Source organism: Bifidobacterium sp. UBA4282 (assembly GCF_002394995.1).
Lineage (GTDB): Bacteria > Actinomycetota > Actinomycetes > Actinomycetales > Bifidobacteriaceae > Bifidobacterium > Bifidobacterium pullorum_B.
This window is the reverse complement of sequence record NZ_DGVO01000049.1, coordinates 23,478-47,406: the sequence shown is the minus strand read 5'-3', so window position 1 is coordinate 47,406 and position 23,929 is coordinate 23,478. Positions and strand designations below refer to the sequence as shown.

At 65.8% G+C, this 23,929-nt stretch carries 20 protein-coding genes and 1 tRNA gene; 12 read left to right on the top strand and 9 right to left on the bottom strand.

Annotation, left to right across the window (positions count from 1 at the left end):
• Window positions 1-35: 35 nt before the first annotated feature.
• The 3 genes from B4C31_RS07845 to B4C31_RS07835 form a co-directional block, all read right to left on the bottom strand.
• Window positions 36-977: a carbohydrate ABC transporter permease gene (locus tag B4C31_RS07845; protein WP_291532015.1), complete on the bottom strand. Its 942-nt coding sequence runs from the start codon at window positions 975-977 to the stop codon at window positions 36-38.
• Window positions 974-1,939, bottom strand: a complete 966-nt coding sequence (locus B4C31_RS07840) for a carbohydrate ABC transporter permease (protein WP_204386281.1) — start codon at window positions 1,937-1,939, stop codon at window positions 974-976. Before B4C31_RS07840 ends, B4C31_RS07845 begins: the two co-directional genes overlap by 4 nt.
• A gap of 126 nt (window positions 1,940-2,065) precedes the next feature.
• Window positions 2,066-3,385, bottom strand: a complete 1,320-nt coding sequence (locus B4C31_RS07835; protein ID WP_291532014.1) for an ABC transporter substrate-binding protein — start codon at window positions 3,383-3,385, stop codon at window positions 2,066-2,068.
• 229 nt (window positions 3,386-3,614) lie between these two features.
• Between B4C31_RS07835 and B4C31_RS07830 the strand changes: the two genes are divergently transcribed.
• Window positions 3,615-5,048 (top strand): hypothetical protein, encoded by a 1,434-nt coding sequence (locus B4C31_RS07830; protein ID WP_291532013.1) that lies wholly within the window; start codon window positions 3,615-3,617, stop codon window positions 5,046-5,048.
• A 57-nt stretch (window positions 5,049-5,105) separates the two neighbouring features.
• Here B4C31_RS07830 and B4C31_RS07825 read toward each other — a convergent pair whose 3' ends face one another.
• The 3 genes from B4C31_RS07825 to serS all read right to left on the bottom strand — a co-directional run bounded on the left by B4C31_RS07825 (window position 5,106) and on the right by serS (window position 7,442).
• Window positions 5,106-5,723, bottom strand: a complete 618-nt coding sequence (locus B4C31_RS07825; protein ID WP_291532012.1) for an HAD-IA family hydrolase — start codon at window positions 5,721-5,723, stop codon at window positions 5,106-5,108.
• A gap of 106 nt (window positions 5,724-5,829) precedes the next feature.
• Window positions 5,830-5,914, bottom strand: a tRNA-Ser gene (locus B4C31_RS07820).
• A gap of 241 nt (window positions 5,915-6,155) precedes the next feature.
• Entirely contained in the window at window positions 6,156-7,442 is a 1,287-nt protein-coding gene (gene serS, locus B4C31_RS07815) for a serine--tRNA ligase (RefSeq protein WP_291532011.1), read from the bottom strand.
• A gap of 121 nt (window positions 7,443-7,563) precedes the next feature.
• On the opposite strand from serS, the gene B4C31_RS07810 reads away from it, so the two are divergent.
• The 4 genes from B4C31_RS07810 (at window position 7,564) to rpiA (ending at window position 13,295) form a co-directional block, all read left to right on the top strand.
• A complete protein-coding gene (locus tag B4C31_RS07810) occupies window positions 7,564-8,769 on the top strand; it encodes a diacylglycerol/lipid kinase family protein (protein ID WP_291532010.1) in 1,206 nt (401 codons plus the stop codon).
• Between the two features lie 117 nt (window positions 8,770-8,886).
• Window positions 8,887-10,563 (top strand): phosphoglucomutase (alpha-D-glucose-1,6-bisphosphate-dependent), encoded by a 1,677-nt coding sequence (pgm, locus tag B4C31_RS07805; protein ID WP_291532009.1) that lies wholly within the window; start codon window positions 8,887-8,889, stop codon window positions 10,561-10,563.
• 602 nt (window positions 10,564-11,165) lie between these two features.
• The gene (locus B4C31_RS07800; RefSeq protein ID WP_291532008.1) at window positions 11,166-12,296 is read left to right on the top strand and encodes a ribonuclease H family protein; all 1,131 of its coding nucleotides are present in this window, start codon (window positions 11,166-11,168) and stop codon (window positions 12,294-12,296) included.
• A gap of 300 nt (window positions 12,297-12,596) precedes the next feature.
• The gene (rpiA, locus tag B4C31_RS07795; protein ID WP_291532007.1) at window positions 12,597-13,295 is read left to right on the top strand and encodes a ribose-5-phosphate isomerase RpiA; all 699 of its coding nucleotides are present in this window, start codon (window positions 12,597-12,599) and stop codon (window positions 13,293-13,295) included.
• A gap of 255 nt (window positions 13,296-13,550) precedes the next feature.
• Here the strand turns inward: rpiA and B4C31_RS07790 are convergent, their stop codons facing one another.
• On the bottom strand, window positions 13,551-13,640 hold the full coding sequence (locus B4C31_RS07790; protein WP_004268639.1) for a 30S ribosomal protein bS22: 90 nt from the start codon (window positions 13,638-13,640) through the stop codon (window positions 13,551-13,553).
• Window positions 13,641-13,749: 109 nt separating this feature from the next.
• Window positions 13,750-14,364 (bottom strand): hypothetical protein, encoded by a 615-nt coding sequence (locus tag B4C31_RS07785; RefSeq protein ID WP_291532006.1) that lies wholly within the window; start codon window positions 14,362-14,364, stop codon window positions 13,750-13,752.
• Window positions 14,365-14,477: 113 nt separating this feature from the next.
• Here B4C31_RS07785 and radA point away from each other — a divergent pair, with 113 nt between their 5' ends.
• From radA to B4C31_RS07750, 7 genes are all read left to right on the top strand, one after another.
• A complete protein-coding gene (gene radA / locus B4C31_RS07780) occupies window positions 14,478-15,881 on the top strand; it encodes a DNA repair protein RadA (protein ID WP_291532005.1) in 1,404 nt (467 codons plus the stop codon).
• 46 nt (window positions 15,882-15,927) lie between these two features.
• A complete protein-coding gene (locus B4C31_RS07775) occupies window positions 15,928-17,445 on the top strand; it encodes an adenosylhomocysteinase (RefSeq protein WP_291532004.1) in 1,518 nt (505 codons plus the stop codon).
• Window positions 17,442-18,857, top strand: coding sequence for an amidohydrolase family protein (locus tag B4C31_RS07770; protein WP_291532003.1), 1,416 nt, complete (start codon window positions 17,442-17,444; stop codon window positions 18,855-18,857). Before B4C31_RS07775 ends, B4C31_RS07770 begins: the two co-directional genes overlap by 4 nt.
• A gap of 44 nt (window positions 18,858-18,901) precedes the next feature.
• Entirely contained in the window at window positions 18,902-19,366 is a 465-nt protein-coding gene (locus B4C31_RS07765; RefSeq protein WP_291532002.1) for a cupin domain-containing protein, read from the top strand.
• Window positions 19,367-19,512: 146 nt separating this feature from the next.
• On the top strand, window positions 19,513-20,385 hold the full coding sequence (locus tag B4C31_RS07760; protein ID WP_291532001.1) for an ABC transporter substrate-binding protein: 873 nt from the start codon (window positions 19,513-19,515) through the stop codon (window positions 20,383-20,385).
• 116 nt (window positions 20,386-20,501) lie between these two features.
• A complete protein-coding gene (locus B4C31_RS07755; RefSeq protein ID WP_043170324.1) occupies window positions 20,502-21,377 on the top strand; it encodes an amino acid ABC transporter permease in 876 nt (291 codons plus the stop codon).
• Window positions 21,374-22,156 (top strand): amino acid ABC transporter ATP-binding protein, encoded by a 783-nt coding sequence (locus B4C31_RS07750; RefSeq protein WP_291532000.1) that lies wholly within the window; start codon window positions 21,374-21,376, stop codon window positions 22,154-22,156. The genes B4C31_RS07755 and B4C31_RS07750 overlap by 4 nt, the downstream gene beginning before the upstream one ends.
• A gap of 473 nt (window positions 22,157-22,629) precedes the next feature.
• Here B4C31_RS07750 and B4C31_RS07745 read toward each other — a convergent pair whose 3' ends face one another.
• The gene (locus B4C31_RS07745; RefSeq protein ID WP_291531999.1) at window positions 22,630-23,889 is read right to left on the bottom strand and encodes a riboflavin kinase; all 1,260 of its coding nucleotides are present in this window, start codon (window positions 23,887-23,889) and stop codon (window positions 22,630-22,632) included.
• Window positions 23,890-23,929 lie beyond the last annotated feature (40 nt).

Genomic DNA, 23,929 nt, shown 5'->3' with positions numbered 1-23,929 from the left:
CAGTACCGTCCCTCCTTGGGGTATTGCCGGTGCCGTCAGCCCTTGACGGCGCCGGCAGCCAGGCCGGCCTGCCAGTAGCGCTGGAGGCCCAGGAACAGCACGATCACCGGCAGCACGCCGAGCAGCGCGCCCATCATCAGGGCGCCGCGGTCGTTGAACGTGGCCAGCGAGACCATGCCGTACAGGCCCAGTGTGACGGGTTTGAGCTCATCGCTGGAGACCATCATCAACGGCAGCAGGAAGTTGTTCCAGGTCGCCACGAACAGGAACAGGAAGATCGTCACCATGGCGGGCGCCAGGATGCGCAGCACGATGGTGAAGAAGATCCTGGCCTCGCCGGCACCGTCGATGCGGGCCGCCTCCAGCAGCTCGTTCGGTACCGAGGTCTGCGCGTACACGCGGCCCAGGAAGAAGCCGAACGGCGAGACCGAGCACGGGATGATGATCGAGGCCACCGTGTTGGTCAGGTGCAGCGCGTGGAAGATCGAATACTGCGGGATCGTCAGCAGGGCCGCGGGCATGAGCATGCAAGCCATGACGATGCCGATGGCCACACCCTTGCCGCGGAAGTTGAACTTGGCGGTGGCGTATCCGGCCATCACCGACACGATGGTGCCGATCAGCGCGGAGGCACACGAGTACAGCAGCGAGTTGCCGACCCAGCGCCAGAACTGGCCTCGCGTCCAGCCCAGCAGAGTGGCGTAGTTGTCGGCGATGGCGCCGGGCAGTTCGTTCAGCGGCACCGCGAACCACAAGCCGTTGCTGCCGGTGAGCTGCGAGGGGGCTTTGGTGGAGGCGATGATGGCCCAGTAGATCGGGAACAGGAAGTAGATCAGGACCAGCACGAGCACGACGATGGTCAGCGTCTTGACGAACGCGTTCGGGCGCATCGAGCGGGGCAGGTCGTTCGCGTGCTTGTCGCGGATGCGGTCGGCGCGGCGGCGTGCGCGCGCCTCCTTGCTCATGGACATGCTCATTCCTCGTTCACCTTCCTTTCCACCAAGGCGTAGGCCATGGCCAGCACGCCTGCGATCAGCGCCATCATGATGGCCACGGCCGAGGCCGGGCCGTCACCGCTCGGGGTCAGCGTGCCCTGCGAGGTGTTCATGGCCATCATCATCGGCGTGAACGACTTGGAGATGCCCGGGTCGGCGGTCTGCATGATCTGGGGTTCGTTGAACAGCTGGATGGTGCCGACGATCGACAGCAGCATGGCCAGCAGCGCGGCGGAGCGCACGTTCGGCAGCTTGATCTTCATGGCGATCTGCCAACCGTTGGCACCGTCGATGCGGGCCGCCTCGTACAGATCGTGCGGGATGGCCTGCAACGCCGCCAGGAAGATCAGCATGTTGTAGCCGGTGAAGGTCCAGGTGGTGATGTTCGCCATCGAGGCGAGCACGATGTTGTCAGCGAAGAAGTCCACGTTGATGCCGAGCGCCGCCAAGCCCTTGACCAGCGGCGAGATCTGGCCGTTGTACAGGTACACCCAGATGATCGAGGCCACCACGCCGGGGATAGCGTACGGCAGGAAGTAGCCCAGGCGGAAGCCTGAGATGTGCTTGACGACGAAGGAGTCGATGATCATGGCCAGCGCCAGCGCCGCGATGATCATGATCGGCACCTGGATCAGCGTGTAGATGACCACGCGGCCGACGCCGGCCCAGAAGTCGCCGGAGGTGATGACGTAGCGGAAGTTCTCCAGGCCCACGAACTGGTTCACCAGTTCGCCGCCGCCGTAGGCGCCGCCGCCCGAGACGACCTGCCGGAAGAAGCTGGAGTAGATGGCCCAGCCGATGGGGAGGATGAACACGAAGGCGAACAGGAGGGCGAACGGGGCCATGAACGCCCATCCGGTGCGGTTCTCGCGTTTGGCGGCGTTGGACCGCTTCGGTTTGGAGGACCGCTGCGCCGCCTTTGGCGCGTGTGTGGTTGCAGTCATATCTAAAACCTGCTTTCAAAGAGAAGAGGACATCATTGGCCCTGCTCTACCCGAAAGAGGCCGGAGTCCCAGGGACCCCGGCCTCTTTCCCGACATGGTACGGGGGCGGAATCCGTCCCGCCGCCGTCACTCAGCCACGGACAGGTTGAGGTTCTTCAGCGTATCAATCGAGGTGGTCTGCGCCACGGAGAAGACGTCAGCGACCTTGCCGGAACCGTCCACAGCCTTGGCGGCGGCCTCCTTCATCGCGGCGCCGACCGCGGAGAAGCCCGGCATGTACGTGAAGTCGCCCATGTTCTCGTTGGCGGTGGCGAATTCGGCCATCACGTCCTGGCCGCCGAAGAACTCGGACCAGTCATCCGGGGTTTCGGCCGCCTCGGTGGTGGCCGCCACGACCAGACCCTGCGAGACCAGGTCGGCGACCTGCGTGTTGAACCAGTCGAGGAACTCCATCGCCTCGGCCGGATGCTCGCAACCCTTCAGCACGGCCACGCCGGAGCCGCCATCGGGGCCGGTCTTGCCGTCATTGCCGAACCAGTCGCCCAGCTGCGCCACACGCCAATCGCCCGCACCGGTGCCGCCGGAGGAGTCGATGAACAGCGGGGCCTCCCAGGCGGCGGCCACGGTGCCGATCAGCGAACCGTCCTGCAGCGAGGCGTCGAAGGACGGATCCCAACGCGGGTTGGTGGTGGCGGCGCCGGCATCCAGCAGCTGCTGGAACACGTCGGCGACCTCGGCGGAGCCGTTGGTCTCGGTATTGACGACCCAGGAGTCGCCCTCCACCTTGTACCAGGGCTCGGAGGCGCCAGCCAGGCCGGAGAGCATGTTGCCGGCCTCATCGGCCTGGTAGGACATGATGTACTTGCCCTGCGCGGCGGCGGTCTTGGCGGCCGCGATCAGCTCGTCCTTGGTCTGCGGGACCTCGGTGATGCCCAGCTTCTGGAATTCGGCCTCGTTGTAGAAGTAGACCAGCGGGCCGGTGTCCTGCGGCAGGCCGTAGGTCTTGCCGCCCACCTGCATCAGCGAGAACGGGCCGGCGGCGAAGTGGTCCTCATACTTGGCGGCCTCCTCGGTCACGTCCATCAGCAGACCCTTGGTGAACACCTCGGGCACCTCGGCCAGACCGACCTGGGCCAGGTCCGGGGCGTTATCCGCCTTGACGTCCGTCTCCAGCTTCTTGATCATGTCCGAGGCGTTGCCGTCGAACTTGGTGGCGGTGACGTGGATGTCGGGATGCTCCTCGTTCCACCTGGCCACGATGTCATTGACCTGAACCATGCCGTCCGAATCCGGCAGACGGTGCAGGTAGGTGATCTCGATCGGCTCGCCGCTGGCGCCCCCGCCGCCGGAGCCGCCGTCCGCGGTATCGCCACCGCAGCCGGACAATGCGACGCCCAGGACGGCCACTGCGGCCAGTCCAGCCATAAAACGCTTGTTGAATGCCATTCTCCGCTTCCTTTCCGAAAATGACTCCACTTCCGTGTGGATGCCACACCTATGTGACAAGACTTAGGATACCTCGATTACACCAAATCAGCAACTAACCTTACAAATTAGGCGAGTCCCTATGGCTCAGGCCGAATCCGCCCGTCCCGGAACCCCCTGCCACCATCCATCGTCGTGTAAGCTGGCTGAACGAACTGATTATTCGGCATGTTCAGCAAGGGAGCGTTCCATGACCGTCTACTATGTCTCCACCATCCACGGCGACGCCGCGAATGCCGGCACATCCGCCGAGCATCCGTTCGCCACGCTCGAATCGATCAACGCGCTCACACTCGAACCGGCGGACGAGGTACGGCTCGAACGCGGCTCGGTGTTCCAGGGGCAGCATCTGCATCCCTCCGGCGCCGGTGCCCCCGGCCAACCGATCGTCATCGGCGCCTACGGGGAGGGCCCGCTGCCGGCCATCCACGCCGACGGCACGGGCGTCTGGTTCGAGGACTACCGGGCGCCGATCGGCGGCGCCCCGCACCGCAACCGCGGCGAGGTGTCCACCGCGGTATTGCTCCGCGACATGCCGTACGTCGAGGTGTCCGACCTGGAGATCACCAATCGCCGCGTCGACGACTCCGACGGCATGGCGTACAACGACCGCGACGTCATGGATCGCACCGGCGTGGCCGTCATCGCGGAGGACCGCGGCACCGTCACCCACACGGTTCTTACGAACCTGTACATCCACGACGTGGACGGCAACGTGTACGACAAGCACATGGCCAACGGCGGCATCTACATCATCGCCCACTTCCCCGAGGCCCCCTCCCGCATCGACACCGACATCGCCCGTTTCGACGACGTGCGCATCAGCGGCAACACCGTGCGCCGGACCAGCCGCTGGGGCATCGCCGTCGGCTACACCGCGTACCTCAACATGATCGACCACGGCGGCAAGGATGCCGACGGCCGCTGGAACAACACCTTCGACTACGGCGACGGCACCATCGGCGACGCACTGATCGCACGGTACGGCGCCACGAACGTGGTGGTCGAGGACAACGTGGTCGAGGACGCCGGCGGCGACGCCATCACCACGATGTACTGCGACCGGCCGGTCATCCGCCGCAATATCTCCCGCCGCGCCGCCCGTCAGATCCGCACCGACGTGTACACGGCCACCGACGACGGGCGCGTGGCCGCCGCGATCTGGCCCTGGCGGTGCAAGAACGCGCTGTTCGAGCACAACCAGGCCTATGACACGCTGAACGCGGACAACGGCAACGGCGACGGGCAGGCCTGGGACGCCGATTACGGCGACGGCACGGTGTACCGGTACAACTATTCATCCGGCAACAGCGGCGGCACCGTGATGATCTGCAACGAGATGGCGGTCAACACGGAATTCTGCCACAACGTGGCCCACCACGACCGGATGGGCGCGATCGACATCCCGCGCAACCCGGACGCCTGGGTGCATGACAACGTGTTCGTGCTGGGGCCGGACTGCGACCCGCTGCGACTGGACCGCGCCGACGGCGTGGCGGTGGTGGAACACAACGTGTTCGTGGCCGACACCGAGCGGCCCATGGCCACCACATGGCATCCGGAGGGCTCACGCGTGACGTGGCGGGACAACCTGTTCGTGAATTTCACCGACCAGCCGCAGTAGGGGGCTTCGCACTACCTCGACGCTCGATGATCGAACCCCTGCAAAACCTTGGGTTGCTCAGGAAACATCGAGGTAGTGCGAACGCCTCAGCAGGTCCGCCCCTGTGAACACCTCACCATTCAGCCTCAGCTCCCGGGCGGCGGCCACATTGGCCGGCTTGTCATCCACGAACAGCGTGGTTGCGGGGTCGACGCCGAACCGGGCGATGGCCCGGCGGTAGATCTCGGAATCGGGTTTCAGGATGCCCTCCTCGGAGGAGACGACCGTGTCCCGCAGCAGGTTCAGTTCGGGGAACAGCTCATGCGCCGCCCGGACGTACTTGGTAGTGAAGTTCGTCAGGCCCCACAGTCGGACGCCCGAGGCGTCCAGCTCCCGCAGCAGCTCCCCCATGCCCGGCTGCAGCCCGGCGAGCGCAAGCCGTTGCCGCTCGAAGTAGATGCGGAATACCCAGGCCACGGCCGGCCCGTGCTCGATCTCGTAATCGGCCAGGATACGCTCCTCGTCCCAACCCGAATCCGAGAGCCGGTCATAGTACCGGAAGCCGTGCGGGTCGTCGGCGCTGAAGAACATGTCGATGACGCCGGGCGGATACTGGCCCTCCAGCGGGATGCGGGGACGCCAGTCCAGCAGCACATCGCAGTAGTCGAAGATGACGTCGGTGATCATTCCTGTCATGGGTCCTCCAACGGATCCGCGAATCATGCCCCCGAGAAGCGTCATCCACCGGGTCGGGTCCATACGCGGATATGGGAACGGCTCCCACACGGGAGCCGTTCTGAAGCGGGCAGAGCGAGATTCGAACTCGCGGAGGCTTGCACCTCAACGGTTTTCAAGACCGTCTCCTTAGACCGCTCGGACATCTGCCCATGGGCGCCGAAACGGCGCGACGAGTCGCTAGTGTACAACGACCCGTGGAATCAGGCCTCCCACTTGACGAACGGTCCAGTGAACCGTTCGTAGCAGTGCGCCGCACACAGGCGCACGCCGCAGAACACAGCAGGCCTGACGGAGGTCAGGCCTCCCGCTTGACGAACGGTCCGGTGAACCGTTCGTAGCAGTGCGCCGCACACAGGCGCACGCCGCTGAGTACGGCAGGCCTGACGGAGGTCAGGCCTCCCAGGTCGTCGGTTCAATGACCTCGCGGCCGCCCATGTAGGGGCGCATGGCCTGCGGGATCTCGATGGAGCCGTCCGGGTTCTGATGATTCTCCAGGATGGCGACGAGCCAACGCGTGGTGGCCAGCGTGCCGTTGAGCGTGGAGACGGGGCGGGTGCCGCCGTCGGCTACACGCTCGCGGATGTTCAGACGGCGGGCCTGGTACTCGGTGCAGTTCGACGTGGAGGTCAGCTCGCGATACTTGCCCTGGGTCGGCACCCACGCCTCGCAGTCGAACTTGCGGGCGGCGGAGGAGCCCAGATCGCCGGCGGCGGTGTCGATCACGCGGTACGGCACCTCCACCTTGGCGAGCATCTCCTCCTCCATGGCCAGCAGGCGCTCGTGCTCCTTGTAGGAGTCCTCCTGACGGGCGTAAACGAACATCTCCACCTTGTCGAACTGGTGGACGCGGATGATGCCGGTCGTGTCCTTGCCGGCGGCGCCGGCCTCGCGGCGGTAGCAGGAGCTCCAGCCGCAGTAGCGCAGCGGGCCGTTGGACAGATCCAGGATCTCGTCCTCATGCATGCCGGCGAGCGCCACCTCGGAGGTGCCGACCAGGTACTGGTCGTCCGGCTCGCGCAGGCGGTAGATCTCATCGGCATGGGAGTTGAGGAAGCCGGTGCCGCGCATGACCTCGGGGCGCACCAGCGTAGGGGTGATGGCCAGTGTGAAGCCGTTGGCCTCGGCCTGGTCGACGGCCATGGTCAGCATGGCGATCTGCAGGCGCGCCACGGCGCCGCGCAGGAAGTAGAAGCGGGAGCCGGAGACCTTAGCGCCGCGGCGGGTGTCGATGCCGGCCACCAGCGTGCCGAGCGTCATATGGTCCTTCGGCTCGAAGCCCTCCGCCGCGAAGTCGCGCGGGGTGCCGACCTTCTTGACGACCACGTAGTCGTCCTCGCCGCCCTCCGGCGCCTCGGGCTCGACGATGTTCGACAGCTTCCACATGGCGGTGGTGTATTCCTCGGACGCGGCGTCGGCCGCGGCCTTGAACTCGGCGACCTTCTGGCTGAGCTCCTTGGTCTGGGCGATCAGCGCGGCCTTCTCGTCCGCCGGCGCGGCGGCGACCTTCTTGCCGATCTCCTTCTGCTGGGCGCGGGCGGCCTCGAACTCCTTGAGCGAGGAGCGGCGCACCTCGTCGGAGCGCAGCACCTCGTCCACCAGCTCGACGGACTCGCCGCGCTTGCGCTGGGATTCGCGCACCACATCGGCATGTTCACGGATGAATTGGATATCAAGCATGGCTCCCAGACTAGTGCCGCAAGCCGACACTGGCCGCCAGCCGTCCGCCATGCGTGCAGGTATCGTTGACGAACGCGGATTTCCCCGTTCCGCGGTCGCGGCGGTATGAAGAATGGGAACCATGCCTGAACCAGTCCTCACCACCGCCATCGTGATCGCCGTCATCGCGGCGGTCGCGTTGATCATCACCGCCGTCCTGACCATGCTCAAGGACCGCAGGCGGCGCCGTTTGGCGACGGCGCTGGTGGAACGCCGCGAGGACGAGGTGCATTACGCGTTCGTCATCAACCCCTCCAAGCCGCAGGCCGAGCAGTACCGCGAGCATATCAAGGCGTTCTGCGAGGCGCACAACCTGCACGAGGTGCAGTTCATCGACACCCAGCTGGACAAGAGCGGCCGCGTCTGCGCGCGGGAGGCGCTGGAGGGCGGCGCCGACGTGGTGGTGGCCGTGGGCGGCGACGGCACGGTGCGTACGGTGGCGAGCGCGCTGTCCGGCACCGGACACGCGCTGGGCATCGTGCCGATCGGCACCGGCAACCTGTTCGCCCGCAACATGGGCATCCCCGTGGACGATGTGGACGCGGCGCTGACCGTGGCCACCTCGCACGGCTCGAAGCTGGTGGATATGGGCCGTCTGACGATCCTGGACAACGAGGAGGAGGATCACGGCCATGCGTTCCTAATCATTGCAGGCCTGGGCTTCGACGCGCAGATGATCGACGACACCGATCCCGAACTCAAGAAGAACATCAGCTGGCTGGCCTACTTCGTGGGCGCGTTCAAGCACCTGTTCGCGCCGAAATACCGCGGCAGCGTCTCCATCACCAGCGCCGACGGCTCCACTCACACGCGCACCAAACTCACCTTCCGCACACTGATGGCCGGCAACTGCGGCCAGATCCCCGGGTTCTCGCTGATGCCCGAAGCCAAGTGGGACGACGGTATCCTCGATTTCGAGATCATCGACACCACGGGCGGTCTGATCGGCTGGGCCAACCTGTTCGGCGACGTGCTCCACCAGACGGTGACCGGCAAGGCCCAGCAGAGCCCGCTGTCCACCAATTCCACCGTGGACCAGATCCAGGGCGTCAGCGCCGAGGTGCGTCTGGAGAAGCCTGCACTGGCGGAAGTGGACGGCGATATCCTGCGCGAGACCAGCCATATCCGGTTCACCGTGGAACGGCAGGCGCTCACCGTGCGCGTGCCGGAGGGCACACCGTCGACGCCGAACGACCGCGTCCCTGATGCCGATGCCGCTCCCGGAGCGGACGCATCCGATGACGCCACGACCGCCGCAGTCGAAGCGGATACGTCCCTCTCCGCTTGACCTCCGGGCGACATCGGCATGAACGACGCGTGAAATCCCGTACCGTTCGTCCGACGAAACGCACAATTTGCGACAACGGTGACCCGACAACCCACCAAAACGTGGCACAATGGGGTCATGGTAGCAAATAATGCGGGTATGCCCGCCACCCCAGCAGATCTGATCAATGTCGACGAAGTCATTGGCAAGTACTATGACCTTGTCCCCGATCCGTCCGTCGCCGAGCAGCGCGTCTCCTTCGGCACCTCCGGCCACCGCGGATCGTCCCTGAAGACCTCATTCAACGAGGCCCACATCGTGGCCATCACCCAGGCCATCGCCGAATACCGCAAGACCCAGGGCGTCACCGGTCCGCTGTACATCGGCCGCGACACCCACGCCCTGTCCGAGCCGGCGTGGAAGACCGCCATCGAGGTGCTCGTCGCCAACGGCGTGCGCGTGCGCATCGATTCGCGCGACGACTACACCCCCACCCCGGTCGTCTCCCAGGCCATCCTGACCCACAACCGCGCGGCCGACGGCACACAGCGGTTCTCCGGCGAGGATTTGGCCGACGGCATCGTGGTCACCCCGTCGCACAACCCGCCCACCGACGGCGGCTTCAAGTACGACCCGCCGACCGGCGGCCCGGCCCCGGCCGAGGCGACCAACGCCATCGCCGCGCGCGCCAACGAACTGCTCGGTGATTACAAGAACGTCAAGCGCGTCCCGTTCGAGCAGGCCGTCAAGTCCGATCTGGTCGAACGTTTCGACTACCGCGACCACTACGTCTCCGATCTGGGCAACGTCATCGATTTCGACGTGATCCGCTCCTCGGGCGTGCGTCTGGGCATCGACCCGCTCGGCGGCGCGTCGGTGAACTACTGGCCGCTGATGAACGAGAAGTACGGTCTGACGATCGACGTGGTACGCCCCGAGGTCGATCCGACCTGGAGCTTCATGACCATCGACCACGACGGCAAGATTCGCATGGACCCAAGCTCGACCTACGCTATGAAGGGCCTGGTCGACGAGCTCAACGCCGGCGCGTGGGAGAAGTACGACCTAGTCGGCGGCACCGATCCGGATGCCGACCGCCACGGCATCGTGTGCCCGAACTGGGGCGTGATGAACCCGAACCACTACATCGCCGTGTGCGTGGAGTACCTGTTCGGCGGCAACCGTCCGGGCTGGCCGGAGGGTGCCGGCATCGGCAAGACGCTGGTCTCCTCCTCGCTGATCGACCGTGTGGCCGCTTCCATCGGAGCCAAGCTGGTCGAGGTGCCGGTCGGCTTCAAGTGGTTCGTGGACCCGCTATTCAAGGGCGAGGTGGCCTTCGGCGGCGAGGAGAGCTCCGGCATGAGCTTCCTGCGCATGGACGGCCGCGTGTGGACCACCGACAAGGACGGCCTGATCCCCGACCTGCTGGCCGCCGAGATCACCGCCAAGACCGGCAAGAACCCGGCCCAGCTGCACCAGGAGCAGGTCGAGCGCTTCGGCGAGAGCTGGTACAAGCGCGTCGACACCCCGACCACGCTTGAGCAGAAGGCCAAGTTCGCGGCCCTGTCCGGCGAGGACGTGACCGCCACCCAGCTGGCAGGCGAGGACATCGAGGCCAAGCTGACCGAGGCGCCGGGCAACGGCGCAAAGATCGGCGGTCTGAAGGTGGTGACCAAGGACAACTGGTTCGCGGCCCGCCCGTCCGGCACCGAGAACATCTACAAGGTGTACGCCGAGTCCTTCGTCTCCCCGGAGGCGCTGGACAAGGTGCTCGACGAGGCCACCGAGGTCGTGGACAAGGCCCTCGGCGAGTAATCGCTCTTTCTCGGCAAAACCGTGAAGGAGGGGCGTTCCCGGCAGGGAGCGCCCCTTTTGCTTATGGTTGCTGTCTTTTCACACAATATGACAGGCATGCCCGCTGTATGCCCCACCTTCCGCCTACATGCCCAAAACCGAGAACGAGGTGCCGACTAACTACTTGTCAGGGCTACCGTCCGCGACTACATGCCAAAAACGGAAGAGCCACGGAATCCTGAAAATGAATCACAGGACTCCGTACCCTATGGTACGGAGTCCTTAATCCCTTACTTCAGGGCTTTTATACCGTACCTTTGTGGTACACAACCTCTGAGACCCCATCCAGAAGCTTCCGTACCATACCTCCGTGGTACGGAATCCTCAATATCCCACTTTAGGAATTCCGTACCGTACCACACGAGATTCTCAGGGGAAGAATCCTTGGAATTCCAACGTTCTCTGAAACGAATTGAGCTTGTGGTACGGTACGGAACACCAAAAAGTCACATTCAGCGATTGCGTACCACAGCCATGAGGTACGCACCACCCAGGACGCGTCTTGAATGACCCGTGCTACAGCATCAAGAGGTCGCTCCGCACCTTGCCTTAGGGTGGGACGCATGACGATTACGGTTTCCACGGACGGTTCGGCGCTTGGCAATCCCAATGGACCGATGGGCTGGGCATGGGCCGACCATACGCCGCACGCCGGCGGCCAGCCCGGGCATGAGCACCCCGGCGACTGCGACGCGGGCGGCGCCACGAACGGCACCAACCAGATCGGCGAGCTGTGCGCCGTGCTGGAGGCGTTGCGCGCGCACCCGGGCAGCGAACCGCTGGTTATCGAAACCGATTCACAGTACGCGATCAACTGCGCGACCAAGTGGGTGCACGGCTGGAAGCGGAACGGCTGGAAGAACAGCCAGAAGAAGCCGGTCAAGAACGCCGCGCTCATCAAGGCCATCGACGACGAGCTGTCCAAGCGCGCCGGTTCGGTCAAGTTCGTGTGGGTCAAGGGGCACGCCGGTAACGCCGGCAACGAGAAGGTCGACGAGCTGGCCCGCACGTACGCCGCGGACTGCCGCAGCAAGGCCAGGGACGGCTACCTGCCGAAGGAGGGATGGCAGTCGCTGATGTCCTCCGAGTACGCGGATGGACTCGACGTCCCCGGCGACGCGCAGATGCTGCTCGACGGGGCCATCAGCGACGCCGACTACCATCTGGGCCGCGGCTCGCAGGATGATGACGGCGAGTCCCGGCATGCGACGAACCACGACCGACGCCCGTCGCTGGCCGAGATGCTGACCGAACCTGAGGGGGTGCCGGACTACCCGTTCGCCGAGAACACGGACGACACGATCAATACCGCCACAACCGACACCGCCACAACCGATTCATCGCCAGAGGCAGACGAAGCCACCGCCGCTACGGTCCGAACCGCCGATGACGCGAGCCGGACCATCGTCGGCGACGCGAACCGGACCGCCAACGAGTCCCCCCAGACCGCAGGACATGGCGCGACACCCGGCCCCTCTCCCACGCCGACCTCCGGCGGAACCGCCACCGCACAACGTTCCCGGTCGGGGCTTACGGTCTCCGGCACGCTGCGGTTCTCGCCGCCGCCCGCCTCCTCCCCCACCTACAATGGGTCGCCGCGATTCATCCGCGGCGTCATCGAGGTCGAGGGGTACGTACAGGGCGATGGCACACTCACGCTGGACGGAGCCGTTTTCCAGGTGCGACGCGGTTGATTGTCGGTAGACACAACGGTTAGCGGACAGGCTTAGCAGTCGGTGCGGCGCGACTGACCGTCGGTAGGCACGGCTTAACGTCCAGTGGGCACGGCTAACCACCAGTGGGCGCGGCTTATGCCATGTCATGAGCCATGTGCCTGCCCGTTCCCGTCTCCGTCACCGGATATGCCATTCATGCAGCCGATCGGACGAATCATCGCAAACGTATGCATCGCGGCGCAACATCCGATACTATGGGGTACTGAGCTTCGGACCGTGTCGGGGTCCGGGGGAGAGTATCCGCCGAAGGAGCAGATTATGGATAAGGCACAGCAGGATGCGCTGAAGAAGGCGGCCGGCATCGAAGCCGCCAAGCTGATCGAGAACGGCATGATCGCCGGCCTGGGCACGGGTTCCACCGTTCGGTTCCTGGTTGACGAGCTCGGCCGCCGCGTGCAGGAAGAGGGCCTGCAGTTCACTGGCGTCACGACTTCCCGCCGCACCCAGGAGCAGGCCGAGAGCTACGGCATCAAGATCGTGGACATCGACGATGTGGACCACATCGACGTGACCATTGACGGCGCCGACGAGGTGGACAACAACTTCAACGGCATCAAGGGCGGCGGCGCCGCGCTGCTGTGGGAGAAGATCGTGGCCATCAACTCCAACAAGATCGTCTGGATCGTGGACGAATCCAAGATCGTGGACACCATCGGCAAGTTCCCGCTGCCGGTCGAGGTCATCCCGTTCGGCGCCGGCCAGGTGGTCAAGAAGTTCGAGGCCCGCGGCTACAAGCCGGTACTGCGCCTGGACGCCGACGGCCAGCCGGTGCGCACCGACGAGAACAACTACGTGGTGGATCTGCACCTGGAGCGCATCGACCATCCGAAGGAGCTCGCCGAGGACCTGATCACCACCGTGGGCGTGGTGGAGCACGGCCTGTTCCTCAACATGGTCGACACGGTGATCGTGGGCGACCCGAACGGCCCGCGCGTGCTGACCAACTCCAACAAGTAAGGCCCAGCTTTTCGGACTCTGATCCATTGCGGCCATGAGCCATCCGCGCATTGGGCGGAAGGCCAATGGACAACGACTTGCATCACCGTCACGATGGATCAGAGTCCGAGAAGGACGACTCGGTGTGAAGGCACATGCCCGCCGGCGCATCCGCCGACGAGCCGAGCACGAATCAAACACGAATCGGGCACAGATACGGAAAAACCCCGCAGGATTCTGCGGGGTTTTCTGATGCTCATCGAGCTCAGCTCAAGACTACTTGCGCTGGTGACGAGTCTTACGCAGCAGTTTGCGGTGCTTCTTCTTGCTCATCCGCTTGCGGCGCTTCTTGATGACCGAACCCATCGTGAGCCTCCGTTCCTAGTTATCGTAAAGATTGCAACTTGCCCAATAATACACTGCTTCGGGGACTTTGCCTAACGGCACCCGCGTCGCATCATCAATTGCGGCGGGATTACAGCGGGAACTCCATGTAGAAATCGACGACCGAATCCTTGGCGCCGGTGGCCTGGAACACCACCGTATCGTTCTGCCAGACCGCCACCGCCTTGGTATCATCGGCGGCATCCAGCTTGGCCACATAGCTGCCCTTAGTCTCCCCGGACACCTTGACCTCGCCGGAGCCCAGCTCCTCGCCGGTCAGCGCGCCAGCCAGCGCGTCATACTGCGTCTTGGCCGCATCGGCCGTGGACCACTGCGCCGCGATCAGCGTGACGCCCTCGGCAGTCTCCCCGGTGGAGTACGTCATCGTGTACTCCTCCAGCGGCGTGGAGGATCCCCAGCTGGTGCTGGCAGCGGCCGCGGTACGCGCGAAATTCAGCACGCTGTCGGGCATCGCCTTGAGCAGCTCGGTGGCGTCCTCCGGCAACGCGACGGCATCGATGCTCGGCTTCTTCGGACGCTCCGGAGCGGTCTGCTGCGTCTGCGCGTCCGACTGACCGTCATCGTGACGAATAGCCCAGCCCGGCCATACGAACGCCGAGAGCACCGCCAGGATGATCACCACCGCCGCGGCCACGACCACGGCGATCAACTTGCCATGAGAAGAGGAACCTTGAGTATTCGACATGTTCCCGATTCTCTCACAGCGGCATGACGCGCCGCCGGGGAGTTCCACGGTCTTGCCCCGGAACGGCACAACCGGTCGCACACCTTGTCTGCGAACACCGATAGCGTCGAGATATGGCGAAGACCTCGACGCAGTACGTATGCTCCGAATGCGGATGGAACGGCCCCAAATGGTATGGCCGCTGCCCCGAATGCGGCCAGTGGGGCACGGTGGAGGAATTCCGCGAGTCCAGGCCCGCCGCCGGCACACGCACGGCCGCGCCCGGACGCACCTCGCGCACCACGGCGCTTCATGTCGGGGACGGCACCGCCACGCCGATCACCGAGGTCGGCACCGAATCCGTCCATCGCCTGCCCACCGGGTTCGGCGAATTCGATCGGGTCTTGGGCGGCGGCATCGTGCCCGGATCGGTCGCGCTCGTCGCGGGAGAGCCCGGCATCGGCAAATCCACCCTGCTGCTGCAGACCGCCGGCACCGTGGCCAAGCGGCATCCCGAGCGCACCGTGCTGTATCTGTCCGGCGAGGAGTCCCAGGCGCAGGTGCGCATGCGGGCCGCACGCATCGACGCGGTGACCCCGAATCTGCTGCTGGCCTCCACCACCGATCTGGCGACCGTGCTGGGGCTGATCGAGCGGGAGCGCCCGGCGCTGGCCATCGTCGATTCGGCGCAGACCATCGTCTCCCAGGAGGTCGATGGCATCTCCGGCGGCTCCACGCAGGTGCGCGAGGTGGCGAGCGCCCTGATCGACACGGCCAAAAGCCTGGATGTGCCGGTGCTGCTGGTCGGGCATGTGACCAAGGATGGGTCAATCGCCGGGCCGCGAACGCTGGAGCATCTGGTGGATGTGGTCTGCCAGTTCGAGGGCGACGCCCAGACCGCGTTGCGCATGCTGCGTGCGGTGAAGAACCGGTTCGGCCCGACCGACGAGGTGGGCTGCTTCGATATGAGCGGCGAGGGCGTGGCGGAGGTGGCCGACCCCTCCGGGTTGTTCCTGTCCGATGCCGTCACGCCGGTGGAGGGCACCTGCGTGACGTTCACGCTGGACGGGCATCGTTCGCTGCCGATCGAGGTGCAGGCGCTGGTGACGAATTCGGTGCTGCCGACGCCGCGGCGCGCGGTCAACGGCGTGGACACGAATCGCATCGCGATGCTGGTGGCCGTGCTGTACCGGCATGGCCGGATCAATCTGCTGGGCAATGACCTGTATGTGTCCACGATCGCCGGCGGGGTGGCGAAGGAGCCCGCCTGCGATCTGGCGATTGTGGCGGCGTTGGCGAGCGCGGCGCGTTCCCGTCCGATTCCGCGCACGACCTGCGCGATCGGCGAGATCAGCCTGACCGGGCAGGTACGGCCCGCGCCGCGGTTGGAGCAGCGGCTGCGAGAGGCGGCTCGGCTCGGCTTCACGACGGCCGTGGTGCCCAGATTGCGGCGCGGGAACAGGATTCCCGGGCTACAACTGGTGGAGGTGGACACGCTGCGGGACGCATTGGAGGCGTTGGGCTTGACCGGACGGTAGCCGCCGCCGGCGATGTCGCCGTAACGGGATGGTTATGATGTCACTCATGGCATTGGGTTTTCTTGGCGCGGATGATTGGGATTTCGCCACGTGGGAGGCCGAGGTGTCCCAGCGTACGAACCGTTCGCTGGCCGGCCGCCGTGTTGTGATGCCGGACGACGGGGAGCCGGCCGTTGAACGGTTCCGATTGCAGGCTGCACAGTGGGGTATGGTGCCCACCCCCGACGACGCGACGTGCACGGACGACCTGTTGAAAGCCGGTGAGGCGCCGCTCGACCCGTCTGCCCCCGTTGGGGGGCTGTTCGATTCCCGTCACGCCGACGGCGTGGAGGCGATGGACGCCGCGCAGGCGCATATGCCGGTGACCGCCGCGCTGCTGGACGAGCTGACCCGCGAAACGGACCTGCATGGCGTACGCATCGCAGTCTGCCTGATCCTGGAGCCGAAGACGGCCGTGCTGCTGCGGCTGCTGAAGGCCGCAGGCGCCGTGGTGGGCGTATTCTGCGAGCCGGAATCCACCGACCAGCGGGTGGCCGACCAGCTGCGCCGGGAAGGGATCACGGTTCAGGCCGATGCGGGGTGGACCGCCGAACAGGCGCATCAGGGGGCGCTGCGGCTGCTGGATGAAATCCGCCCGCAGATCATCATCGACGACGGCGCGAGCTTCGCCCGACTCGCCGCGCTCGAACGGCCGGAGCTGCTGGACGGCCTGATCGGCGTATCCGAGGAGACCACCAGCGGCGTCCGCGCGTTCCAGGCCATGCAGGATGCCGGGGCGCTGACGTTTCCGGTCATCGCGGTCAACGACAGCATCCTGAAAACTGGATTCGACAACACGCACGGTACCGGCGAGACCTGTGTGACCACCATGCAGGACATCCTCGGTGCCCACGCGTTCGAGGGGGCGCGGGTGGCGGTGGTCGGCTACGGGCCGGTCGGCCGCGGCTTCGCCCTGCGCGTCCGCGCGCTCGGTGCACGGGTCGCCGTCTGCGACAACGACCCCGTGGCCGCCCTGCAGGCCGTGTTCGACGGATTCGCCGCAACGGACATCGACGAGGCACTGGCCGACGCGGACATCGTCGTCTCGGCCACCGGCGTGCGGCACACCATCGCGCTGGAACACCTCCAGCGCATGCGGCAGGGGGCGGCGCTGGCCGTCATCGGCGGCATCGCCAACGAGATCGCCCTGGACGACATCCCGGACTTCCGCAGCGAGACCGGATGCCGCATCCGCGACCTGGCCGTGCCCGATGGGCCGGTCATCCGGCTGCTGGCCGAGGGCGACGGCGTCAACTACACGGCCGGCGGCGGCAACCCGATCGAGATCATGGACCTGAGCTTCGCCGTGCAGGTGTCGGCCGTCACGTACCTGTGGCGCACGCGGGGCACCCTCCGCCCCGGACTGCACCGACTGGACGCCGACGCGGACCGCCGCATCGCCGCCGTCGCCCTGTCCGTGCGCGGGTTCAGCGTCAGCCATGCCGTAGCGGAGAACGGATACGACTGGACGATGACCCGGTTCGCGGAAACCGAACGCCGATCGCAGACACAGGAGGGGCAGTGAACATCCACGACCCGTTGTACGCCGCGGCACATCCCGAGCCGCTCACGCAGGTCACGCTGTATTCGGCGCCGCTGATCATTCCGGTCACCGGACCGGTCATCCTCAACGGCGCCATCGCCGTGTCCGGCAGCAGGGTGGTGCACGTCGGCACCCGTCGTTGGGTGTGGGACACCCTCGAATCCGAACTGGCCGCCGGCGCCCGCGTGGAGGAACGCCACTGGCACGGCGTCATCACCCCCGGTCTGGTCAACGCGCACACCCATCTGCAGTACACGGTGATGGCCGAGGTGGGGCGCGGAACGTACGGCGGCTTCCACGATTGGGAGCGCGCGTTCGACGACGTCTACGACGGGCTGGACGGCAACGTGTGGCGCGATTCGGCCCGAGCCGGCGCGCGCATGATGGTTCAGGCCGGCACCACGGCGGCCGCCGACATCGTGACCGACCCGGAGGCGGCCGACGCGCTCGCCTCGCAGGGCATGCACGGCGTGGCCTACTGGGAGGTGATGAACTGGCGCAACAGCGATTGGAAAACCGCCGGCATCAGCGAACTGGTCGGGCATCTGGGCACGATGCGGCAGGAGGGCCTGCCCAGCATCGGCATCAGCCCGCACGCCCCGTACACCCTAGAGACCGCGCCGTTCGTGGACCTGCCCGACATCGCCCGCCAGCTGGACATGCGCCTGCACATCCACCTGGCCGAAACGCCGATGGAGGCCGGCGCGGACACCGACGACCTGACCATCTATTCGGCCGCGGCCTGGCGCGACCGGCATTGGACCAGCTACACCGAGCTCAAACGCGAGGGGCTCAACGCCTCCGCCATCCAGTTCCTCGACCAGCTCGGATCCCTGGGCCCCGACGTGCACATCGCCCACGGCGTGTGGGCGAGCGCCGAGGACCGGCGGATCCTGCGCCAGCGCGGGGTCGGCGTGGCGTTGTGCCCCCGGTCGAACCGCATCACGGTCACCGGCAAGGACGCGCCTGTGCGCGCCTACCTGGAGGAGGGCAACCTGCTGGCCATCGGCACCGACTCGCTGTCCAGCTCCCCCAGCCTGGACGTGCTCGACGACGCGGCCATGCTCTACGACCTGGCGCGGGCGCAGGGCTACCGGGCCAACGACCTGTCCCACCGCATCATCCGCATGCTCACCATCGGCGGCGCGCAGGAGATGGGCATGCACGTGGGCGCCGGCCGCATCGGCCAGGTCAACGCCGGCGCCACCGCCGACCTGGCGTTCTTCGACATCCCCGTCGACATCGCCTCCCCGGCCGACATCGAAACCACCATCGAAACCCTGGTCCGGCACGGTGCCGGCACCAACCGGGCCACCGTCATCTCCGGTCGCCTCGTCTACAACCACGGCGCCTTCAACGCGCCCGACGACGAGACGACCGACCCACGCGCCTGACATAATGCCGGCGCCCCCCACCCACAGCACGAAAGGACATCCCGATGAGCGTATCCCTCACTGACATGAGCTCCTATGCCCGGTCCGTCGTCGAACAACTCGGCCTCGAACCCCATCCCGAAGGCGGCTGGTACGTGCGCGACTGGCAGTCGCCGATCAACGACCAGTCCGGTCGTAGGCCGCTGTCGTCGCTGATCTACTTCCTGCTGGCCGAAGGCGACGCCAGCGCCTGGCACAAGGTCGACGCCGACGAGATCTGGCTGTGGCACGGCCCCGCGCCGGTCACCATCGAGATGGCCGGCAACGGCGAGGAACCGGACGAGACCGCCGTCCGCACCGTCGTGCTCGGCACCGGCATCGCCGCGTCCGAGGACGGTGACGCCGCACCCGTCGGCCATCTGGTCATCCCCGCGGGCGTCTGGCAGCGCACCGTGCCGGGTGCCGGCGACGCGCTCGTCTCCTGCGTGGTCAGCCCCGGTTTCGAATTCGCCGGGTTCACCCTGCAGTAGCCGCAGACATCGCGCTGATAACCGGCTATCGGCAAAACCGATGACCGGACGGTTCCCTCTGGCCAAACGGCGTCCTAGTATACGTATGGACGCAGGCATTGCCAACCATATCGAGTTCACAACCATATCGAGTTCAGGAGAGTGACATGACCATTTCCGGCAAGCAGTTCATCCGCGGCGCCGCCGCGACGCTCAGCATCGCCGCGCTCGCGCTGACCGCCGCGTGCGGCTCCGACACCGCGCAGGACGCCGCCGACAACACTCAGGCGAACAGCGGCGATCTGACGCAGCAGACCGTGACCCCGGGCAAGCTGACCATCGCCACCGGCGATCCGGCGTATGAGCCGTGGGTGCTCAACGACGATCCGGAGTCCGGCGAAGGCTATGAGGCGGCCGTGGCGTACGCGGTGGCCGAGCAGCTCGGCTTCGACGCCGACGACGTGGTGTGGACCCGCACGACCTTCGACGCGGCCATCGCCCCCGGCCCGAAGGACTGGGATATGAACATCCAGCAGTTCGGCATCACCGACGAGCGCAAGCAGGCCGTCGACTTCTCCTCCGGCTACTACAAGGACACCCGCGCCGTGATCGTCAAGAAGGACGGCAAGTTCGCGAACGCGACCTCGCTCGCCGACCTGAAGGACGCCGTGGTCGGCGCCACCGTGGGCACGCAGGGCTACACCTACGCCAAGGAGAAGATCACCGACAACGTGCAGACCTTCAACGACGATGCCTCGCTGGCCCAGGCGCTGGACGCCGGGCAGATCGACGCGCTGGTGGCCGACACCACCGTGTGCGTGTACATGGTGCAGTCCGGCCAGGTGGCGGACGGCGTGGTGATCGGCCGCATCGCCGGCTCCGAGGACAAGGACGGCATGGGCATCGTGCTGCCGAAGGATTCGCCGCTGACCGAGGCCACCACCAAGGCCGTGGACGATCTGGAGGCCGACGGCACGCTGCAGAAGCTGCAGGACCAGTGGCTCGCCGAGTACACCTCCGACCTGCCCGAGCTCGCCTGACGGCCCAGTTCGACGCACCCGGGACCTGATGCAACGGCCGGACGCCTTCAGTGCGCCCGGCCGTTGCGTATCGTTCCCCCGCATACTTGTTACGCCAACGAATTAGAGTAGGAACCATGAGTCTTCCCTCCCCTTCCCCCGTTGCCGGGGCGGCGTCGGTCAGCGACGTCGAACTGGACCGCCGCGCCTGGCGGCGCAAACGGCAGTTGCGGTCCGTGGCGATCAGCATGCTCAGCACGGTGGTACTGGCCCTGGTGGTTGTGGTGGGTCTGCAGATGTCCCCCGGATGGCCGCATGTCAAGGAGACGTTCTTCTCCGCCGAATACTTCGCCAAATGCTTTCCCGAAGTGCTGGACGGCCTGTGGCTGAATCTGCGGATCCTGATCGTGGCCGTAATCGGTGTGGCAATCCTGGCCACGCTGATTGCGCTGATCCGTACCAGCCGCAACCCGGTGATGTTCCCGTTGCGCGTCATCGCTGCCGTCTACACCACCGTGATGCGCGGCATCCCGATGATCGTGCTGCTGTATCTGATCGGTTTCGGCATCCCCGGCCTGGGATTGTTCGGGCGTATCGACCCGGCGATCCTGGGCACGATCGCGATCGTGCTCGGGTATGCGGCCTATGTGGCCGAGGTGCTGCGCGCCGGCTTCAACGATGTGCATCCCTCGCAGCGTGCCTCCGCACGCTCCCTGGGCCTGACCGCCGGGCAGACCACCTGGCTGGTGGTGATCCCGCAGGCGCTGCGCAAGGTGACGCCGGCGCTGATGAACGATTTCATCTCGATGCAGAAGGATGTGGGCCTGATCTCCGTACTGGGCGCGGTGGACGCCGTGCGCGCCGCGCAGATCGAGGTGGCCAGCTCATACAACTTCACCCCGTATGTGGTGGCCAGCCTGCTGTTCATCCTGATGAGTGTGCCGTTCATCCTGCTGAGCGACTGGTATTCCGAGCGTCTGCGCAAGCGTGAGCAGAGCGGAGGTGTGGTATGAGCATGAAGGCAACCGTTCCCGAAACCGGGCAGACGTTCGATGATGCGCCCGTGGTGCTGCGGTTGGACAACATCCGCAAATCCTTCGGCTACACCCATGTGCTGAACGGCATCTCCTTCGACATCCATCAGCATGAGGTGGTGGCGCTGCTCGGCCCGTCCGGTTCCGGCAAGTCCACGCTGATGAAATGCGTGAATCTGCTCGAACAGGTGGACGACGGGCAGATCTGGCTCAGCGGCACCGACATCACCGATCCCCGCGCGGACCAGGACGACATCCGTTCCCGTATCGGCGTAGTGTTCCAGCAGTTCAACCTGTTTCCCCACATGTCGGTGATCAGGAACGTGACCTTGGCCGCCCGCAAGGTGCACCACTGGTCGAAGGACCGCGCCGATGCGCGTGCGCTGGAGCTGCTCGACCGCATCGGCATGCGGGCCAAGGCCGGGGCCTATCCGGACCAGCTGTCCGGCGGGCAGCAGCAGCGCGTGGCCATCGCCCGGGCGCTGATGACCAATCCGGAACTGCTGCTGCTGGACGAGATCACCTCCGCGTTGGACCCGATGCTGGTCGGCGAGGTGCTGGACATGGTCTCCGAGCTGAAGGATCAGGGCACCACCATCCTGATGGCCACGCATGAGATGAGCTTCGCCCATGATGCGGCGGACCGCATCGTGCTGCTGCGCCGCGGCGTGATCGCCGAGAACGGCACCCCGCGGGAGGTCATGGACGAATCGCAGGATCCGGAGACCAAGGAGTTCTTCAGCCATTTCCGCAACTGATTGCCGCAATTGCCCTAAGGCACGCCGCACGGCTCACAGCGGGTATGCTAAACCCCGGATACGGCCCACATAGGTGCCTGTATCCGGGGTTCCGCATATCCACACGTTTCTGACCTCTATGATGCGGAAGGTTCATCCCGCCGGATGCCACGGGTGAATGTCACGGCCGAATGTCACAGGTGAGGTCTGTCCAGGTATCGTGTGGTACGGAAAACCTATATTCATGCAATCCTAGTTCCGTACCGTACCACGGCGTGATCTTGGCGAACGAATCCTTGGAATCAAGCCATTCCGCAATCCGAGGATTCCTCGTGGTACGGTACGGAAGCCGCTGGTGGGGTCATGAAGCCTTCCGTACCACGATGGTACGGTACGGAAGGCGGGAATCAAGCAGGCAGGCGTTCGGTACCACACTGGTACGGTACGGTCGACGACGTCAACCGATTATGCGGATCGGTACCGCACGCCCCGTGTCAGCAGGTCAGCCGCTTGGTCTGGTCCACGTAGGAGTTCAGCGCCTCGATCAGTTGGTCGACGCCGTCGTAGCGGACCATCGGGTGCAGGAACCCCGCGAATTCGACGCGCACGCGGTGCCCGTACAGGTCCAGCCAGGAACCGTCCTCGGTGATCGCATAGGCCTCGGCCACACGTTCATGCAGACCGGTCTGCTCGCTGAACGTCGGCTTGGTGCCGATCGAGATCGCCGCAGGCCAACGGTACGGGGAATCGGCGGCGCTTCGCGCGCTCGCGCCACGGTCGTCATACGGGTGCAGCTTGGACGCGGGTTCCTCGGCGCCCGCGGCATCCGGGCCAGCCTGGTCCGATGCCAATCCGAAGGATTCCCCAGGTCCCAGATCGACCAGCCATCCGGCATACACGCCATCCACCGGCAGATAGCCGTCCAGACGCTCCCCCAGGTTCGCGGTCGGGAATCCGAGCGTACGACCGCGTTCCTCGCCGTACACCACCACACCCTCGACGGCATGGGGACGTCCCAGGATTGCATTCGCGTCCTTGATGCGCCCGTGCCCGAGCAGATACCGCACATTCGTGGAGCTCCAGGCGCGGGTTCTGCGCCCCTGATGCCGTTTGCTCCATGCGCGCAGCTGCGCCTTGGTCATGCCGGCGGTCGGATCCTTCGGCTCGCCCGGTTCCGTAGGCGCTTCGGGGCGCGCGTCGGCCGGGATGCGCACCTCGCCGGGCCCGCGATCATCCACCACAACCAACTCGAATACGCCGGTGGCCTGCGCCAACGTGTTGATCGCCTTGATCGTGCCCTCGCGGTTGTTGCCCATCGCGGCGTCCGCGCCCAGCACCAGCGTGCGCATACCCAACCGGCCGACCATCTGACCCAGGAAGAACCGGTAGGATTTCGCCGCGAACGCCAATGAGTACCGGACCAGCAGCACCACATCCACCCCCAGATCCCGCATGATGCGCAGCCGCTGATCCGCTCCGGTCAACGCGTCCACGTCCACGGCGTCCGCCGGCAGCTGCGCGCCACCGTGTTCGGCCGCGTACCGATGCACCAGTCCAGGGCGCGGGTCAAACAGCACCACCACGGAGAATGAATCGGTTCGCCGCGCCAGTTCCACCACCTTGCCGATCACCGCGCAATGCCCCTGATGCATGCCGTCGAACACGCCGACGGTCACCACCGCCTTGCGGTCGGGGCTGAGCGCGGGCCAGTCGACCTGTCCGTTGTCATCGGGGATCAGCGTCATGATGTCCATAATCGTCCTTCGTTCCTTGAGCGCGGGTTCGGCCCGGCTC